Below are 18,159 nucleotides of genomic sequence, written 5' to 3'. Positions count from 1 at the left end.
TAATGAATAAAAAAGAGATAGTTAAAACCCAAAATATAACTATTGATTACAGCAGTTTAACTGTTGTGATCAATAGTACTAAAGAAGAAATAAAAATAAGCTTTAACGAAGCTAACTTATTATTTCTTCTTTATAGTAATCCGAATAGGATTTATACAAAGGAGGAAATATACACTCAATGTTGGGAAGATGGTTCCGTTGCAAATAGTGTCGTAACCCAGACAATATCATTGCTGAGGAAAAAATTCTTAACTCATAACATCTCAATCATCGATACAATAAAAAACAAAGGTTATAAATCAGGAGACCGTCTAATCGCAAAACCAATTAAAAGGTTATATTTGCTCTTATCTTCAGTGCTTATTCTTGTTTCTCTTTTCTTTATCTTCCCTATTTTCAAACAAGTTGCACCTAGTTCAATAACACAAAACCTTAATAAAGTATCAGATAACATATATATGTTATCCACTTCTAAACCTATTGATATAGACAAATTAAATATTCAATCTAATTACTTATACTTTTTGCATCTTGGTGAAGATAAGTTATCTTTATCTCAGTGTCTATTTATCGAACATAAATGTAATGATGTTACGAACAAAATTATTTTTCTTGAAGCAAATGAAGATTATATTGAAACACTAATAAATCAAAACCTTACTAGTGACTTAGAACAAGATAATCATCCTATCATTCAAAAAGACAACGATCAGGATGGTAATTTTAATCTTCATACTAATGTTCAATTTACATCAAATAATGATAAAGATTACATTGCATTTGCGACATATAATTTCTACTTTAATCATCAAAAAGATAAAAGCTATGACTTAGATATGTCAATTAACATCTCTGAAACTGGATATAACGGGAAATATACTTATTTTAGCGATTTTAAAGCTCAATTTGATAAAGACACCTTAATATCAAATGTTATTAATGAAGATGAACAAAGTAGTTTAATTCAGCATGGGCACATTGAAGATCAGACGAAGCTAAAAATGTTTCCCAAAACATTCAAAAACGATAATAAATATAACTACCTACACTTTTATATTATAGATAAAGGTTTCAGTCTTACTTATAGTGAGCAACAAGATATTTCATTTATCGTTAAAGAGTTTTATTAAAAATACACCATAGCAGCATACCTTCGCTGCTATGGTATTTGGTTTATTTATTTCTCTGTATCTTCTTTTTTTGACGTTTGATTAAATGGAAAACAAAACACTTTATAAAGGAAATCCCTCTCTTCCGCCGTTAGACCATTAGAAATCAACGCTTCTTTCTGAGGATATCCTGTTTTTTTTGTATTACTTTTCATGATCTTTATCTATTAAAGTGAAAAATTTAAGTTGCTCTACTTGTGATGTCGATAACTCGGATAACTTATCGGCGTTAGAGCTGATGTTATTCATTTCATCAATATTTTTATTAATGTTCTCAGTCATTAAATTAATGCTTTCGCTTATAGATAAAATGGCTTGATTTTGCTCATTTGCAGCAGTCGCCACTTCCGTATTTGAACAAGTTATTTCTTCTATTTCTTTTGATATATCAAGTAATTGTGAGTTCGTTTTCTCTGTCATTTCTTGAGTTTCATTAATTATCTTGATTGATTTCGAAACAGATTCAACCACATCATTAGATGTACTTTGCAAACGATCGATAACCTCTTGAATAGTTAACGTTGATTGCTGTGTTTTTGCAGCCAGCATTCTTACTTCATCAGCAACCACAGCAAAGCCTCGTCCACTTTCACCCGCTCTTGCCGCTTCAATTGCTGCATTTAATGCTAATAAATTAGTTTGGTCTGATATTGAGTCTATAACCGTAATAACCTCACTAATTTGCTCTGATTGAACCTTTAGTGACTCAACTTCTTTAGCGGTTAATCCCATTTGTTTCACCAGCTCTTGGCTTAACTGACTGCTTACTGAAGCCGTATCTGAGCCAGATCGGCTCAAGTTCAATGCCTCTTTTGCTCTTTCATCTGCATTCATAGCAACGTGATCAACTTGAGTTGCCGCTGCCGATAATTCAGTAACAGCCGCTGCGATTAATTCAATCTGAGACTTTTCTTCTAATATATTTTTTTCATTCGTATTCATTAACACATTAAGGCTTAATGAGGACGTAGACACCTCTGAGGCAATATCACGTAGAGCATTCACGATCTGATGTAAATGATGTGCCGTTTTATCTGTATTTTGACAAAGCTCAGCGACTTCATTGCTGCCAATAAGGTTATTCAACTCATTCAGTTTTCCTTCAGAAAGAAACTCAATCTGATCCTTCAAGATTCTTATCGGCATAACAATCGTTCGAATCGTAATCCATGTGATCAGCATTGTTAATAATGTAAAACAAATCATAGAGATAATAATCATTTGCTTGCTAGAAAAAACAAGCTCGATACTATCTTTTGATAAAGTACTACTAATCTCATTAATTCTTGAACTTTGATTTTTTATCAAGTAATTAATACTATTTTCAATTTTGAAAAGTTCCGATTTATTGTTATTTAGATTAGTAATTAACTCAGAAAATTGATGATAAATTGATTGTAAATTACTAATGTTTAATTGTATTTTACTTTTTGCATCACTGTCATGAAGAGCATCAATTACTTGATTTATTTTTATGAATTCAGCATCAATAATCTCAACATCTTGCTTATCTATATTAAAGTTATATAACGAATTTAATTTTATTTGTAATATTTCAGATGAAGAGTACAACGCCTCTTCCATTTCAATCCAATGGTGCTGCTCATTATCCTGAACCTCTTTACTTAAAAGCTCTATTGAGTCACTTAAATAAGGTAACTTAGCCCATTCTGTTTGCATCTTTTTTGAAATGATTTGATTCGATCCAATAATGTCTTTCATATTTTCTAATAAAACAGACACTTTATTTAAGTCAGTGATCAATTGCTGTGTTGTATGCTTTTGATCTTTTATCTTATGGTGCTCCTCTTCAATATAGTTGAAGTCATAATTAATCAATTCAATTTGTTCAACAACATAATCGTCCACATTTTGTAGTGTTTCAGGATTGGATAAAGAACGATTAATTTCACTGAATATCTGTAATATTTTTGTTTCACTGCTAGATAAATGAGTCATTTCTTGTAAACGAACATTTAGCACTTCCGAGTTCTTAACCGATTGATTCATCGCTGATGAAATGATCAACATAGATATGATCATAACCATAATAGCGAAAAGTGGAGGAAAGAGTATTTGATATCGTAAGGGGATATTCAGTAAGAAACGATTAATAGCATTCATATAATAACTCTATTTATGATTTAAAATGGGAGTCGGATTATATGGATACCAGTAACCGTCTTCAAATGAACAAAAACAGAGGGAAAAGTAGTTAATTAATTTAAATCAAAGAGTTAAATCTAGTTATTCTTGTATATTTTAGAAGTTTTTAGGCATAAAAAAAGACAAGTGTAAATTTAAAGATTACACCTGTCTAATTTCTGATTTTTAACTAGGATTTTAATTTGAAACTAAAATAGCTTTACTGTTCAATCCACTATCTAAAGTTAAAATTAACATCAGTGTTGGTTCTTCATTTAGCTGCTCCCCCGTCCAGAAATCTCGCCAAATAGATGGCTGATCTGCAACAAGGGTATGTTCCATTGCTTCATCATCATAATTAAATAGACAATGCAGTTCATGCTGATGATTGAGTGTTAATGTGCAATGCTTATTACTCAATGAAGTAAACTGAGCCGCCTCTTGAGTTAAACGAAGACGAGACAAAATATTTTTCCATGTTTTCTTTGCGAACTTATTCAAATCAGGCAACGGATCACCAGACAAAGTAAGCCCTCCAGCAGCTAAAATTACATTTCGATGAAATTCATAATATTTTCGTTCAGTCCCTTGATTAGACAATGAGATCAACGTGACGCAATCGGGATCAATTTGCCACAATTTACGGTGCTGCCAACTACGGTAAAATGTCTCTTTTGCTATCTGTTCAAAACGTTGAGGATTACGTTCGACATCATCAGAGACTCGCATTGCATCAACTAACCCCAGCGATGGCCACATTGGTGCATTACAACCAAGAATTAATGCGTCACCAGCCCCGTTTGTAATCGCTTGCATACCTAATCGATACGCCTCAATACCCGTAATCCCAGATTGGGTTCGCTTGCCTTTTAACGTTCCCCAATAGTTCGCATCCAATTTAAACAGTTCTACTCCCCACTCTTCTTTCATGGTGTGAATGACTTCTGTTAAATGAATTTGAACTTCTTGTTTTGAAGTATCAAGAATATACCAAGGTGTACAACGCCAACCGCCATAAGTAATATCTTCCGCTTTTAATAATTCACCATTCTCATGATGAACAAACCAGTCTGGGTGATTTTTAAAAATGTCTGATTCAGGTTGTGCAATAAACGGAGCTATCCAAATGGCTGGTTTCTTTCCTTTCGCTTTAATATCTTGTAGAAGTGCTTTTATACCATTAGGAAACTTATCTGACGGTGTTAACCAGTCTCCCATGAAGGCTTGATATCCATCATCAAGGAGTACCCACTCAAATTCAGAGTCTTTTTGGCACATGACCTCAACATTATCTAAGACATTTTTCTCTGTCACGTCTGCATAGTAGGCATACCACGAGCACCAGCCAATTGGAGCGTCTTGTTTTACTCCTGGTCTAATTGGGTGTTGCTGCTGAACTTTAGCTGCATAAAGCTCATACAACTCAGCTAAAGACTCAGCCTTAATAACTGTTAGTGATTCCATTCGATTGCTAGCCCAATCTTGCGGATGAGTAAATTCACCATCAAGAAATGCCATTACATTCATTGAACCTTGATATTCATGTATCTCGAAATAACCAGCAAATCGATAACAAGAAGTAAAACCAAAGAGAGTAAATCCATCTGATTGTTCAATCACTAAATAATTATAAAATCTTTTCTTTACGCGATCTGAATAAATTCGATAACTAGGACTATTATCAGGACAGCGGCCGATCTCTTGTGGTGAGTCTACTTTTCCGCCAGTCTGAGCCAGCATTTGAAAACCATCTCCCAAAATTTTTGCATCGTGCTCTAATTGGGTTGGAAATTGCAGAATAAGATAATGATCATTAATTGGAAGATTATGAATACCTGAAAAATGCATCGATATTTGATCATTTTGGAATTCATAAATTAAATCGGTTTGTACCGGGATACTTTCTTGTCCACATAAGAAAAATAGTGGGTTCATCATTCACTTCCTAGTGTTGACTGCTGCATTAACTAAAATCAGATAATTCTGTAATTTACATAGAATACTACTATTAAGAATACAATCAACAAGAACAAATGAAAGTGAAAAGTCTTACTGATTATTAGTATTAAATATATGAATTACATCAACAATTGGTAGTGGTTATTTTACTTTTTTAGGTAGCCTTGCCCCATCAAATTTAGCGCTAATTATTACAGTTCAAGCTCAAATATAATTAATATATATTCGATTTCTTCGTCTGTAAGCCCTAAAGCCAGCAATGATTCTTTGCTAACAGTCGTAATATAATCGTTGTTTATATTATTCATAATGATTCCAAAGAATGTTAATCAATAAGGTGAGGAGCAGACAACCTTAGTTGCCTGCTCGGTTTTCGCGTTATAATTTGAAGAACAATAATTGCTCTCTTTGATTCTCTGATAGCTCAGACAAGTGTTGGCTTGCTTGAGTTGACTCTTTGATCCCTTCAACGTTTTGACTGATGGTTTCAGTGATCATATTTACATTTTCACTAATCGATTCAATTGCACGATTCTGCTCATTAGCCGCTGTTGCCATCTCAGAATTCGTTACAGAAATGAGTTCAATTGACTCTGAAATATTAAGCAATTGATTGTTGGTATCAATGCTCATTTGAGCGGTTTGATGAATCATCTCTATCGATTGATTTACTGATTCAACAACATTCAATGATTTCTGTTGTAGCTCATTAATAATGTTTTGAATGTTCTGCGTTGATTGCTGCGTCTTCGCCGCTAATACACGAACTTCATCGGCAACAACCGCGAATCCACGACCACTTTCTCCTGCTCGTGCCGCCTCTATGGCCGCATTCAACGCAAGTAAGTTCGTTTGCTCAGAGATTGAATCAATAACAGTAATAACTTCGCTAATACGGTCAGTTTGATCTTTAAGTATCATTACCTCACCAGAGGTTGCATCCATTTGAGATGCTAAGTCTTGACTTAATTTTACGCCTTCAGAAGCAGAACGCGCACCATCACGGCTCATGTTCAGCACTTCTTTTGCTTTTGCATCAGCTTGGTTAGCTGACTCATCAACTTGATTTGCTGATGCTGCCAATTGCGTAATTGCTGTTGCAATCAAATCAACCTGAGATTTTTGATCAGAGGCATTAGCTTCACTTTGCACCATTATTGCTGCAAGTTCTGTTGATGAAGAAGAAACTTCCTCTCCGACATTTCGTAAGTTACTAATCATTTCTTGCAAACGAATGACAGTACCGTCTGTATTTTTACATAACTCACCAATTTCATTATCACTTGATTGTTCATTTAATGAATCTAAGCGACCTTCTGAAATATCAGACATTTGTTTTTGCAAAACTAAAATTGGTTTTGTAACAATTTGAGCGATAAAAACACCAATAATCAATGAAAGAATAACTGTAATCGTAATTGCCATTAATAATAGGTTCTGACTTTCTGCTATTAATTGCATATTATGCTCTGAAATTTTTCCATTCATTTCAGTTAAACGGTTTTTCTCGTCATTCAACTCTTGATAAATCATATTACCAAGATCAACTAATTCACTCTTATTTTTATTAATATCAGCAGTTGCATTCCATAAAGACATATTTAATTCTGATTGAACCTTAAATGCTGAAACTAGAATCTCTTTCGCCTTTTTATTTTCTAGCGGTGCAATTAATTTAGCTAATGCGTCAAAATCTCGTTTAACAATGTCAATTCTTGGCGTTTTACTTACTGATGTATATAAATCATCATTAAATAAAGACGTCATTTGAATTTCGATGCTGCCAGCTTTATTGTAAACCTCAGGAACGACCTTACTCCAATACTGCTTTGATTCTTCACTTTGAGAGGCTGCAAATATTAATTCACTTGCCTGTTGAATAGGCGTTGTTAAATAAAGTGAATTCCCCCACTCTTCTATTTTTGCATCATTAGATTTAGAAATGTTTTCAGCATGTTTTTTATAACTATTTAACTGAGAAATCAATAAATTAACCTCAGATTGAAGTTGCTCCGGGGTTTTAACCGCTGCCTTCATTTTTTGTAATTTACGTTGTTCCTCTACCATGCTTTTGAAATTAACATTAAGCTCTGTAGTAATGCCATCAAAATCAATAGATTTCAATAACTCATAATTTGTAAAACCTGACGATACACTTAATCGTAAAAAGAGAAGACGTGATTCAGCAATTGAAACATTGCTTAATTGAAGACTACGATGATCTGATATTTGAACATTTCTGTTCGTAGATTCTAATTTAGAGTTAACTAAATAAATGGCAACTATCATAACGATAATAGTTGCAAACACAGGGAGTAATATTTGATATTTTGTTTTTAGATTAGTTAATAATTTGTGTGACATTCTTGCTATATCCTGCACATTTCACGCAATGTGAAATTTCGGCGAGAGAATAATACAAGTTTATGATTTCTCATAGAGAAATAACGCGAGTTTAGAAAAAAAACGGCATTAGATAAGATCTGTGAATATATTGTTTGATTATCAATTTAATTTGAATATATATATTATAAATCATGAATTATATATATAAAAAAAGCACCTAAATTAGGTGCTTTTTAATATTAATAATTATTATGATTATTCAACAATAATTGGGCCGCCAAATGATGTTACTGGTGGAACCTTACCTTTGAACTTCTCGTAATCAACCAAACATGTATTTGCAGATGTCGCCTGAGCTAACTCAGATGATGGGATATCTTGCGTTAATGTGTTTGGATCGCCGTAAGTACAAATAGCACCTACTTTTTCGTTCAATGGACCGTACCATGCGCCTTCTTCAATACGAATAACACCACGTGGGTAGCTATCAGTTAGAACAGCACCAGCTAGCAGTTGGCCACGGTCATTAAATACGCGTACTAAATCACCATCTTTGATGCCTTTTTCTTTAGCATCTTGTGGGTTTAAGTATACCGGCTCACGACCTTGAACTGTGTAAGTTGCACGGAACTCTTCTGAATCACACATTTGTGAGTGCAGACGCTTGTCTGGGTGACAAGATTGCATCCAGAATGGGTGTTTCTTAGAACCAGGACCACCGTGTGAACGTTCTGATTTTTCGAACCACATTGGGTGACCTTGACAGTGCTCATAACCGAAACGTTCAATCTTACGACTTGAAATTTCGATGAAACCTGATGGTGTACCTAATGCGTTAACTTCTGGATCTTCACGGAACGCAGCATGACGTACCCATGGCTTACCTTCACCGAAGTCTAGTACACCTTTTTCCCAGAACTCATCAAACTCAGGCATTTCAAATTTGCCTTCGTTCGCTGTGCGACATTCTGCATAAAGTGAACGGATCCACTCCATTTCATCCATACCACGAGTATATTCTTTATGACGGCCAAAACGACGTGTTAGCTCTGTCATGATCTCGAAGTCTGATTTTGATTGATACAGAGGATCAACCAGTTTATGCATTGCAATTAGACCACGAGCAGAGTATGAACCGTATTGGTCAATATCATTACGTTCCCATTGCGTACACGCTGGTAGCACGATGTCTGAGAAACGACATGTTGCTGTCCAAGTGAAATCAATTGTCACAACCGTTTGAAGTTTTTGGAACGCTTTCTTCATACGGTTACGATCTTGGTGGTGATGCCAAGGGTTGTTACCAGAGATAACCATCATTTTGAAATCAGGTAGTACAACTTTAGAGCCGTTGTAACGGATCTCTTTACCTGGTTCTAATAGACAGTCGATCCAACGAGCAACAGGAATTGTGCTGCTGTAACCGTTGTAGTCATTGTTATTCCACTTAGGCTCATGACCTTGATCCACGTTACGTGGGAAACCACCAGGACCAGAGAATCCTGTTGATGGAACACCAACACTTGAGTAGTGGTGACTGTAAGATACACCACCGCCAGCTAGACCGATTTGACCAGTCATTGCAGATAGAACTGTACCCATCCAGTATGGTTGTTCACCGTGTTGTTGACGTTGAATACACCAGCCAAATAGGATCTGTGTACGGCCAGTAGACATCATTTTCGCGAATTCACGAATTTGCTCTGGTGATACACCACAGATTTCAGCAGCCCACTCAGGAGTTTTAACTACTTTATCTTTAGTCTCACCTAGTACGTATTGCATGAACTCATCAAAACCTAAACAGTAAGTTTCAATGAACTTCTTATCGTACATGTCTTCTGTGTATAGCGTGTAAGCTACAGCCAGCATGAACGCCACATCAGATTGTGGGTTAATGTACATGTGGTCATTCTGTAGGTAACGCTGTGTTTTGTTCTTAACCGGGTCAACAGAAAGTACGTTGATCTCACCTTTCGCTACTTTTTCTTTAAGTTGCTCAAGGTATGCGTAAGATTCATGAGTTTCACAGTTCCAACCTACTTGTAAGTTTTTAACTGGATCCGTTGCCCATAAGATAATGTTGTCTGAGTGTTTTAGGATCTCAGACCAAGATGTACCTTGTGCGTAAACTTCTGTAGAACCCAGTACGTATGGCATGATAGTTTGACCAGCACCAGTCGAGTAGTCACCTACTTTCTTGATGAAGTTACCGTGCATACCAACCGCACGTTGCATTTGAGCTGTACAGTTGTGGAAAGAACCTGTTTGGTTCCAACCAGTTTGACCTGCGTGTAGAGCCCATGGACCGTAGTCTTTTTGAACGCGCTCTAATTCACGGTAGAAAAGGTCTAGTGCTTCATCCCAAGTTACACGGATAAAACGGTTGTTACCACGAGTCTCAGCTGAGTACTTGTGTTTTTTCAACCAATCAAGACGAACCATTGGGTAACGTACACGGCTTGGGCTGTAGATAATACCTTTGATACCATTTAACATATCTGTTGGGTATTTATCTAATTCAATTGCTTTAAGCTCTTGAACTTTACCACCGTAGATGTGTGCACGGAATGCACCCCAGTGTGAACCAGACGTACGCCATGTACCTGTAGTTTCAGCTGCATTTGCTTTTGAAGACATTAGTAGGCTTGGACCTACTAAAGATACTGCACTTGTTGTTGCAACACCTTTTAGAAAACTTCTTCTGCTAATAGACATATTCTATCTACTCCATTAATTCTTAGTGTTTTTCGTCAGAAAAATCTGAAGAGTGTTTTTGTAGGTATTTCAATACAAGTGATTTACTGTCTGTATCGAAGTTAACGAATGCCATCATACCGTCAAACATACCAGGCCATGTGTTTGAATCGAAGTGTGCTTCTGCTGGCTGTGTGTGACATACAGAACAGTTCGTTTTGTATGATTCTTCAGCTTTCTGCCAAACTGTTGTGTAATCAGGCATGAAGTCTTCTTTCTTCATCCATAGATTCACAGTAACACGCTGCCAAGGTAGACCTGTTAATTCATCTTCTTTCGTTTCAAATTTCTGAACAAATTTGTCGTTTTGAGATACGCTCTTAAGTAAAGAACCTACAGCGATGTTCATACCAAAATCTTCTTGGATAACACGACCGAAGCCTTTAACTTTACGCCAACCGTCGATAGCAACTTTCATCGCATCGCCTTTCTCTTCAAGTACAGTTACTTGAGATGCAGGATTTAATAGACCCGCTTCAACAGTTAGTTTTTCATCTTCATACATTGGTAAGTGACGAACAGAAACGTAAGTTTGACCATCTTCATACTTAGTATTACCTGCAAGTTGAGTCAACTCGCTGATCATGCCACCAGAGCTATCCATATTTGCTGGAAGTTTGTGTGCGATACCTTTGTGACAGTCAACACAGCTTTGATCTCGTTCTTTTGCACCTTGCATTTGAATACGAGCCGTTGGCTGCATTTTTGAGAAATCCATGCCGTCGTAGTCGTGACAGTTACGACATTCTAGAGATTTGTTTGCGCTAAAGCGATCCCACTCGTGTTGGGCTAAGATGATACGACGCTCTTCAAATTTCTCTGGAGTATCAATAAAGCCGAATACGTGTGCAAATACTTCTTTACTTGCTTGCATTTTACGAGCAATTTTTGAAGTCCAATCATGTGGAACGTGACAGTCTGGACATGTCGCACGTACACCTGAACGGTTTTTATCGTGAATAGTACCAGCGTATTCTGGTGCAATGTTGTCTGCGTGACAGCTTACACAGAATTCTTCTGTATTTGTTGCTTCTAAAGCAGTGTTAAAACCACCCCAGAAAATCACCCCGGCAACGAAACCACCAAGGGTTAAAACACCCAAGCTGATATGAACACTCGGACGTGCAAAAACAGCCCAAGCTTTTTTAATAAATGACATCATAATTGTATCTCTTCTAATAATTCTAAATCGTTAGTAACAGCATTCTTTATTCAAGAATTAACCGCCGTGACCAGGCATTCCAAAAAACAGCATCTGCATGAACCATACAGAGAAACCGTAAGCACCAACCACACCCACACTTAAAATTGGGAAAAGAACAACTGTGATGAAGAAAAATGCTTTCCATTCAGAAGAGCGTTTATTTTCATCGCTTTGCTTTACTACATTGCTCATAATTATATTCCTAGTTATTTTTCTACTGTTAAATATAGAAAATGTTAACAACTTGTCGAACCTATTTGCCGTAAATTTTAATCCCTCACAAATAGTGCTTCAATTAAATTTTGAAGATAAGTCCTTTTATCCACTACTTTTTTGAGCTCATCCAGAGATGTATTTAATTGAAAAATTAAATATAAAAATATTAATAGATGTGACAAATTAATTTTATGTAGTAATTGTTAATAATGTTAATTACCCCTAAAGAGTAGCCGGATAAAAAGCCCTTAAAAATTGACTTAGATCAATCATTATAAGTTAATCCATACAAACTAGCACATAAAAATTAGGATACAGGCTTTTTTACTAAGCAATGTCGGCAAAGGCATGTTGATGTGTCAGATGTAAGATTTACTGAACGAGGTTCAAGCTCAAAACACCAACATGTGGCTTTACCCATAGCAATATCACATTGAGCAGAACCACCACACTCTGGGCATAAATGAGTTGTAATTTCACCACTCAAAGCTCCCATAACTTGCTCTCTGTCATCTTCTCCTAAATCGCGCCATTCTAGGATTTCTTTCATGGTTCGTTTGCATCCACTGCAGATACCACCTTCATTTTTACACGCTGCACGGCAAGGGCTTTTCATCTTACTTCTCTCTATATCTTTAAATCCCATACAACTCATGGGATAATCAGTTTAATTCTGCAAATATTAATTAGGAACAACATATGGCACTGAGCTTACAAGAGCAAATGCTAAAAGCTGGGTTAGTGAACCAAAAGAAAGCAGCGAAAGCAAAAAAAGCATCGAAAAAATCGAGAGTTCAAAATCGCGAAGCAAAAGCTGCAGTTGAAGCAAATAAACTTGCTCAAGCAGAAAGAGACAAAGAATTAAGCCTGCAACAGAAACAAGAAAAAGAGCAAAAAGAATTAGCCGCTCAAATTAAACAATTAATTAGCGTAAACAAAATTGACCGTACACATGGTGATATCGGTTATAACTTTACTGATGGTACGTTAGTGAAGAAAATTTATGTTGATAAAGCAATGCAAGATCAACTCGTTGCAGGTCGCCTTGCTATCGTGAACTATAACGATGATTACGAAGTCGTTCCTGCTGGTGTTGCAGACAAAATCACACTTCGTGATGAGTCTATCGTAGTGTTAAATAACGTTATCTCTGAAGAAGAAAAAGACGAAGATGACCCATACGCAGAGTTTGTTATTCCTGATGATTTAATGTGGTAATTTGATGAGTCGTAAAAAGAAAGTTAAAGACGCGATTTTAAAGAAACACCGTAAAAATCAGACCAAGCAGAGTCGCGCAAACAAGCCAAAATATATCTCGAAAGCAGATAGAGAAAAAATGGAACTTGAAGCAGAACAAACGTCTGATAATTTGATGGATTCAGCAACGTCTGCAGAGTAAGCAACACCATTACTACTAATTCGCTTTACTATATAAAAAAGCCCTTAGAACAAAGTTCCTAAGGGCTTTTTTCATGTTGTGCTTATAACGATATAAGTGTCGTTTTCAAATCAAATAAGGAGGCCACTTCATAGGTTGGCTCAACGCCCTCAGGACAGGCTTTACCATCAACATTAAGCCAACATGTATCTATGCCTGCATTCATCCCTCCTAATACGTCAGAGTCAGGATTATCCCCTACCATCAGTACAGTAGACAAATCAACATTACCTATCATAGAAAACGTATGTTCAAAAATGCGCTTATCTGGTTTTGCTATTCCAACTTGTTCTGAAATAACGATAAGCTCAAAGTAATGACTAAATTCGGTTTTTTCTAAACGAATTTTTTGTAGCTCTGTAAATCCATTAGTAATGATCCCCATCTTCACATTACTTGCTAACAATGAATCAAGTAATTCTCTTGCACCATCCAATGGTGTACAAATCTCTGCCATTGCCATCATAAATGCACTATTCATGGCTTTTGGCGTAACGCCTACTTTTTTTGCCCACTCTTCAAAACGTGTTTCTTGCAACTGCTGAGCCGTAATTTCATTATTTTGATAATCCACCCACAGTGGCTTATTCACTAACTGATATTCAATAAACTCTTCTTTACCAAATTCAACACCATAACCAGCAAACATTCGTTGCAAGCCAGCAAAGGCATCAAAGTGAAACAAGGTTTCATCTGCATCAAATAAGATCCATTGGTACTTCATTATGTTTTCCTTATTTTGAACATAGATCAGACTGTGTCACACTGACCCCTTTAATTTGAGCGAACCAAGATTGTCCTATATCTAACTGCAACTCATCACGTGCCCAAGGCGTAATATTTGCCCATAAAACATGACCTGATAAATTCAACTTTACCGCTACAACATCATTCTCTTTATCTTCGGACAACCCTTCAATAACAACCGGTAAAATATTACGAATTGAGCTATGTTGGGGCTGTTGTTTAATGAGCGAAACATCATTAGCACGGATGCGTAGACGAATCTTTTTTCCTTTTTCTACGCAGTCACAAGGAGATTTAACCCAAATACCTTGTTGACTATGATTGAGTGTCACTTTTGTCATGGGATGATCGGAATGTAATTCAGAAATCCTACCTTCCAATAATGCAGAATGCTCCGAAGCATTTAACCACGGTCTCATTAACGGAGAGCCCCAGACGGAGGTTATATCACCTGATAAACTGACGCTTCCTTGGTTTAACAGCACCATATTATCGGCTAATCGTAAAATTTCATCTAAGCTGTGTGAAACATAAAGGATTGGAATTTTAATCTCTTTTGCAAGGCGCTCTAGATAAGGCATAACCTCGTGTTTTCTTGGTAGATCTAGCGACGCTAGTGGCTCATCCATAATTAACAATGCTGGTTCAGACAAGATTGCTCGTCCAATGGCCACACGTTGTTTTTCACCACCTGATAAAGAATGTGGATAACGAGTCAATAATGACTCTATATCTAATAGCTTCACTACATCGTTAAAATGAGGTGTTCTTTTTCCGCCACACCCATACAACAAGTTACCTTCCACTTTATAGTGAGGAAATAAACGCGCATCTTGAAAAACGTAACCGATATTACGTTTTTCTGGCGGCATCGAGACTTTTGATTCAGAATCAAATAAAACACGATTATTTAATGTAATACGACCCTCTTCTGGAGAGGTTAATCCACTGATTACATTAGCAAGTGAAGACTTCCCTGCGCCAGAACGTCCAAAGATTGCACTGATACCAGAAGAAGGAAGTGATAACTTAACGTCTAATAACAAATCACCAAGTTGTTTTTTTATATCAATCACTAACATGACTTAACCCATCAACTTCTTTTTGCTTGCACGAGCTAAAAATTCAGACAGCAGCAATGAGATCAAAGCAACAATGATTGAAATAACACACAAACGTGCCGCTTCCATCTCTGCTCCTGGGATCTCAATATAACTGAACATCGCAAGGGGTAAAGTACGTGTTTCACCCTCAATATTAGATACAAAACTGATTGTTGCCCCAAACTCTCCCAAACTACGTGCGAAAGCTAAAACGGCTCCAGTAAGGATACCCGGTAGCATCAAGGGAAGCGTGATAGTAGAAAAGACTTTAAAACGTGAGGCACCAAGTGTTCTTGCCGCCTGTTCCAGTTTTTGATCAACAGATTCTAACGCTAAACGAATTGCACGAACCATTAGAGGCAAAGCGACAATAGCAGAAGCTAAAGCGGCACCTTTCCAATTAAAGCTAAAGGTTAACCCAAACCACTCATATAACCATTTACCAATAATACCCTGTCGCCCCATTGAGATAAGCAATAAATACCCAATAACGACAGGAGGTAACACCAAAGGTAAATGAATGATACCGTCTAGTATGGACTTTCCTTTAAAGTCACAACGCGCTAACAGCCAAGCAAGTAAGATCCCGATAGGCAATGAAAAGCTCACCGCAATCCCTGCGATTTTTAAGCTTAATAATAGCGCTTCTATTTCATAATCTGTCAATATCATTAGAAAGGGGTAAATCCGTATTTCATAAATCGTCCTTTTGCATTTTCAGACAATAAGTAATGATAAAAATCTAACACATCTTTCGATGATTTATCTTTAACAATGGCGACAGGATAAACAATCGGATCATGCGATTCATTAGGAAATTCCTCAACAATCGTGACGCCTTTTGAAGAAAGTGCATCCGTTTTATAAACAATACCTAATGGCGCTTCATCTCGCTCTACAAACAGCAATGCTGAACGAACATTATTTCCTGATGCAATCCGATGACTGACCGAGTCCCAACGTTTTTGATTTTCTAAACTCTGCTTACCATAAATACCTGCTGGAACATGCCTTGGATCTGCCATAGAAAGACGCAAATCTTTTTGTTGAACAAACCACTGCCATGAATCCACTTTTGGTGTGCTTTTTGAAGCAACGAGTACTAAGCTATTTTTTAATAAGTCTCGATTTGTGTTCGGCTCTATTTGACCTTGATCCACTAAATAATCCATCCACTTAGTGTTAGCGGATAAATAAATATCAGCAGGAGCCCCATTTGCTATCTGGCGAGCAAGAGAAGATGAACCGGCATAACTTACACGGATTTTATTTCCAGTTTGTCGTTGGTAAGCATAAACAATATCATCCATTACATTCGTTAGTGATGATGCTGCATAAACCGTCACATTTGCAGAAGCAAAAAATGCACTCATCGTTAAAATTAAAAACAGCGTTATTCGTAACATTAGGGTTCCCTTTAATAAGCTTTATTCTTTTCAAAAACATCAGGCCAAATTAATGATAAATCTAAACTTTCTTCCATTGATTTTGCAATACGTTCAATGGCCTCTTCTTGGATATCATGCATATTAATTGCTTGGCATTTTTCTAATCCAGCCCACGTTAAAATCGCCTCAAATGCTTCTGGTTCATCAAAAACACCATGTAAATACGTACCAAAAATAGAGTTTTCATTATTAATAGTACCATCATATCTCATCGCATCTTTTGTATGAATACTGATTGGTATGTGCTCGTTTCCTAAGTTAGTGCTTACTCCTGCGTGTATCTCATATCCTTTTACTTTTACAGATTCTTGATTAGGCAGTGCTAATATTCCTTCCACTAAAGTAAGTTGCTTCTGTTTTTGCAATTCTGTCGAAATGGATAAATACCCTAACCCTTTGATACTACAAGGAGCACCTTCAATACCAAGTGGATCAGCAAGATGCTCACCAAGCATTTGATAACCGCCACAAATTCCCATTACTTTTCCGCCATAACGCAAATGACGCTCAATATCTTTATCCCAACCTTGTGACTTTAGGTAATCTAAGTCGGCCTGAACCGATTTACTGCCTGGCAGAATAATAAAGTCAGCGCCAGATAAAGAATCTCCTTTTCCGATAAATTGCAAATCAATATCTGGATGCAAACGTAATGGATCAAAATCGGTATGATTACTGATACGAGTAACGACTGGCACTTTAACTACAAACTTACCTTTATCCAGTTGTTCACTTTTTATCGCATCTTCAGCTTCTAAATTTAAACCATGTAAATAAGGAATGACCCCCAGTACAGGTTTACCCGTTTTTTCTTCCAACCATTCAAGACCCGGAACCAGAAGCGAAATATCACCTCGAAAACGGTTAATCACGAAACCTTTTACCCGAGCTTGCTCTGATTCAGACAACAAGGCTAACGTGCCATAAAGGTGAGCAAATACTCCACCGCGATCAATATCAGCAACAATAATGACAGGAACATCTGCCGCTTCCGCAAATCCCATATTCGCAATATCATTTTCACGTAAATTTATTTCAGCTGGGCTTCCTGCCCCCTCAACTACTACACATTGGTAATTATTAGATAAATAAGAAAATGACTCTAATACATATGGCATTGCTAACTTTTTATAATCGTGAAACCCCCATGCATCCATGGTCTCTATGGCTTTACCTTGGACAATAACTTGAGCACCAATATCTGTATTTGGTTTTAATAAGATAGGGTTCATATGAACATGCGCTTTAACCCTTGCAGCATCAGCTTGAAGAGCTTGAGCACGACCAATTTCACCTCCATCTTCTGTTACCGCGCTATTTAGCGCCATATTTTGTGGTTTAAAAGGGGCAACTTGGATCCCTTTATTGGCAAGTAATCGGCATAAGCCTGCCACTAGAACTGTTTTTCCAGCATCTGACGTGGTTCCTTGAACCATCAAAGGAGAATATTTACGCATAATTCCATCTAAAATCACAAAATTTTTGAGAACAAGAATAATAACATCAATCGATTATCGCTTCTTGTTTAAAAATGAATGGAATATGAACATCTCCCTCACGCTAGATTCAAACTGTCTTTGCTTTAATAGAGGCATCTAAACGAGACAAGTACTAGGTACTAGGTACT

Annotated in this window: 16 protein-coding genes; 3 read left to right on the top strand and 13 right to left on the bottom strand. The window is 36.7% G+C overall.

The window, feature by feature from the left end:
• The first annotated feature begins 2 nt into the window (after positions 1-2).
• On the top strand, positions 3-1,130 hold the full coding sequence (locus GNP81_RS17050; RefSeq protein WP_155674034.1) for a winged helix-turn-helix domain-containing protein: 1,128 nt from the start codon (positions 3-5) through the stop codon (positions 1,128-1,130).
• Between the two features lie 47 nt (positions 1,131-1,177).
• Here the strand turns inward: GNP81_RS17050 and GNP81_RS17045 are convergent, their stop codons facing one another.
• The 8 genes from GNP81_RS17045 to GNP81_RS17010 all read right to left on the bottom strand — a co-directional run bounded on the left by GNP81_RS17045 (position 1,178) and on the right by GNP81_RS17010 (position 12,412).
• Positions 1,178-1,324: a hypothetical protein gene (locus GNP81_RS17045; protein ID WP_155674035.1), complete on the bottom strand. Its 147-nt coding sequence runs from the start codon at positions 1,322-1,324 to the stop codon at positions 1,178-1,180.
• Entirely contained in the window at positions 1,314-3,293 is a 1,980-nt protein-coding gene (locus tag GNP81_RS17040; protein WP_155674036.1) for a methyl-accepting chemotaxis protein, read from the bottom strand. The genes GNP81_RS17045 and GNP81_RS17040 overlap by 11 nt, the downstream gene beginning before the upstream one ends.
• Positions 3,294-3,512: 219 nt before the next feature.
• On the bottom strand, positions 3,513-5,249 hold the full coding sequence (locus GNP81_RS17035; protein ID WP_419465709.1) for a glycoside hydrolase family 36 protein: 1,737 nt from the start codon (positions 5,247-5,249) through the stop codon (positions 3,513-3,515).
• A gap of 402 nt (positions 5,250-5,651) precedes the next feature.
• Positions 5,652-7,637, bottom strand: a complete 1,986-nt coding sequence (locus tag GNP81_RS17030; RefSeq protein WP_155674038.1) for a methyl-accepting chemotaxis protein — start codon at positions 7,635-7,637, stop codon at positions 5,652-5,654.
• A 237-nt stretch (positions 7,638-7,874) separates the two neighbouring features.
• Positions 7,875-10,337, bottom strand: a complete 2,463-nt coding sequence (gene torA / locus GNP81_RS17025; RefSeq protein WP_065594864.1) for a trimethylamine-N-oxide reductase TorA — start codon at positions 10,335-10,337, stop codon at positions 7,875-7,877.
• 22 nt (positions 10,338-10,359) lie between these two features.
• Positions 10,360-11,538, bottom strand: coding sequence for a pentaheme c-type cytochrome TorC (torC, locus tag GNP81_RS17020; protein ID WP_005422246.1), 1,179 nt, complete (start codon positions 11,536-11,538; stop codon positions 10,360-10,362).
• A gap of 57 nt (positions 11,539-11,595) precedes the next feature.
• Positions 11,596-11,772: a trimethylamine N-oxide reductase system protein TorE gene (gene torE, locus GNP81_RS17015; protein ID WP_005422244.1), complete on the bottom strand. Its 177-nt coding sequence runs from the start codon at positions 11,770-11,772 to the stop codon at positions 11,596-11,598.
• 331 nt (positions 11,773-12,103) lie between these two features.
• Positions 12,104-12,412 carry a cysteine-rich CWC family protein gene (locus GNP81_RS17010; protein WP_196584515.1) on the bottom strand — a complete coding sequence of 103 codons (309 nt, stop codon included), beginning with the start codon at positions 12,410-12,412 and terminating at the stop codon, positions 12,104-12,106.
• Positions 12,413-12,495: 83 nt separating this feature from the next.
• Here GNP81_RS17010 and GNP81_RS17005 point away from each other — a divergent pair, with 83 nt between their 5' ends.
• Positions 12,496-13,014, top strand: a complete 519-nt coding sequence (locus GNP81_RS17005) for a DUF2058 domain-containing protein (protein ID WP_012535642.1) — start codon at positions 12,496-12,498, stop codon at positions 13,012-13,014.
• A gap of 4 nt (positions 13,015-13,018) precedes the next feature.
• The gene (locus GNP81_RS17000; protein WP_155670043.1) at positions 13,019-13,195 is read left to right on the top strand and encodes a DUF2986 domain-containing protein; all 177 of its coding nucleotides are present in this window, start codon (positions 13,019-13,021) and stop codon (positions 13,193-13,195) included.
• 82 nt (positions 13,196-13,277) lie between these two features.
• Here GNP81_RS17000 and yjjG read toward each other — a convergent pair whose 3' ends face one another.
• Genes yjjG through GNP81_RS16975 form a run of 5 tightly spaced genes read right to left on the bottom strand, consistent with a single transcriptional unit; the run spans position 13,278 to position 17,989 of the window.
• The gene (yjjG, locus tag GNP81_RS16995) at positions 13,278-13,958 is read right to left on the bottom strand and encodes a pyrimidine 5'-nucleotidase (protein ID WP_155670045.1); all 681 of its coding nucleotides are present in this window, start codon (positions 13,956-13,958) and stop codon (positions 13,278-13,280) included.
• Positions 13,959-13,968: 10 nt separating this feature from the next.
• Entirely contained in the window at positions 13,969-15,063 is a 1,095-nt protein-coding gene (modC, locus tag GNP81_RS16990) for a molybdenum ABC transporter ATP-binding protein ModC (protein WP_155670047.1), read from the bottom strand.
• A 3-nt stretch (positions 15,064-15,066) separates the two neighbouring features.
• Positions 15,067-15,756 carry a molybdate ABC transporter permease subunit gene (gene modB, locus GNP81_RS16985; protein ID WP_005422234.1) on the bottom strand — a complete coding sequence of 230 codons (690 nt, stop codon included), beginning with the start codon at positions 15,754-15,756 and terminating at the stop codon, positions 15,067-15,069.
• On the bottom strand, positions 15,756-16,490 hold the full coding sequence (modA, locus tag GNP81_RS16980) for a molybdate ABC transporter substrate-binding protein (RefSeq protein WP_155670049.1): 735 nt from the start codon (positions 16,488-16,490) through the stop codon (positions 15,756-15,758). The genes modB and modA overlap by 1 nt, the downstream gene beginning before the upstream one ends.
• Before the next feature lie 11 nt (positions 16,491-16,501).
• A complete protein-coding gene (locus GNP81_RS16975; protein ID WP_155670060.1) occupies positions 16,502-17,989 on the bottom strand; it encodes a cobyric acid synthase in 1,488 nt (495 codons plus the stop codon).
• Positions 17,990-18,159: the final 170 nt, after the last annotated feature.

It is taken from the genome of Aliivibrio fischeri, from assembly GCF_009727955.1.
GTDB classification, from domain to species: domain Bacteria; phylum Pseudomonadota; class Gammaproteobacteria; order Enterobacterales; family Vibrionaceae; genus Aliivibrio; species Aliivibrio fischeri_A.
This window is presented reverse-complemented; position numbering and strand designations above follow the sequence as displayed.

What these genes read in the sequence shown, in the direction of transcription:
- GNP81_RS16975 (WP_155670060.1), bottom strand. Translation starts at nt 17,989, where the DNA reads ATGCGTAAATATTCTCCTTTGATGGTTCAAGGAACCACGTCAGATGCT.
- GNP81_RS17050 (WP_155674034.1), top strand. Translation starts at nt 3, where the DNA reads ATGAATAAAAAAGAGATAGTTAAAACCCAAAATATAACTATTGATTAC.
- modA (WP_155670049.1), bottom strand. Translation starts at nt 16,490, where the DNA reads ATGTTACGAATAACGCTGTTTTTAATTTTAACGATGAGTGCATTTTTT.
- GNP81_RS17035 (WP_419465709.1), bottom strand. Translation starts at nt 5,249, where the DNA reads ATGAACCCACTATTTTTCTTATGTGGACAAGAAAGTATCCCGGTACAA.
- torE (WP_005422244.1), bottom strand. Translation starts at nt 11,772, where the DNA reads ATGAGCAATGTAGTAAAGCAAAGCGATGAAAATAAACGCTCTTCTGAA.
- GNP81_RS17040 (WP_155674036.1), bottom strand. Translation starts at nt 3,293, where the DNA reads ATGAATGCTATTAATCGTTTCTTACTGAATATCCCCTTACGATATCAA.
- modC (WP_155670047.1), bottom strand. Translation starts at nt 15,063, where the DNA reads ATGTTAGTGATTGATATAAAAAAACAACTTGGTGATTTGTTATTAGAC.
- GNP81_RS17030 (WP_155674038.1), bottom strand. Translation starts at nt 7,637, where the DNA reads ATGTCACACAAATTATTAACTAATCTAAAAACAAAATATCAAATATTA.
- GNP81_RS17010 (WP_196584515.1), bottom strand. Translation starts at nt 12,412, where the DNA reads ATGAAAAGCCCTTGCCGTGCAGCGTGTAAAAATGAAGGTGGTATCTGC.
- torA (WP_065594864.1), bottom strand. Translation starts at nt 10,337, where the DNA reads ATGTCTATTAGCAGAAGAAGTTTTCTAAAAGGTGTTGCAACAACAAGT.
- GNP81_RS17045 (WP_155674035.1), bottom strand. Translation starts at nt 1,324, where the DNA reads ATGAAAAGTAATACAAAAAAAACAGGATATCCTCAGAAAGAAGCGTTG.
- modB (WP_005422234.1), bottom strand. Translation starts at nt 15,756, where the DNA reads ATGATATTGACAGATTATGAAATAGAAGCGCTATTATTAAGCTTAAAA.
- torC (WP_005422246.1), bottom strand. Translation starts at nt 11,538, where the DNA reads ATGATGTCATTTATTAAAAAAGCTTGGGCTGTTTTTGCACGTCCGAGT.
- GNP81_RS17000 (WP_155670043.1), top strand. Translation starts at nt 13,019, where the DNA reads ATGAGTCGTAAAAAGAAAGTTAAAGACGCGATTTTAAAGAAACACCGT.
- GNP81_RS17005 (WP_012535642.1), top strand. Translation starts at nt 12,496, where the DNA reads ATGGCACTGAGCTTACAAGAGCAAATGCTAAAAGCTGGGTTAGTGAAC.
- yjjG (WP_155670045.1), bottom strand. Translation starts at nt 13,958, where the DNA reads ATGAAGTACCAATGGATCTTATTTGATGCAGATGAAACCTTGTTTCAC.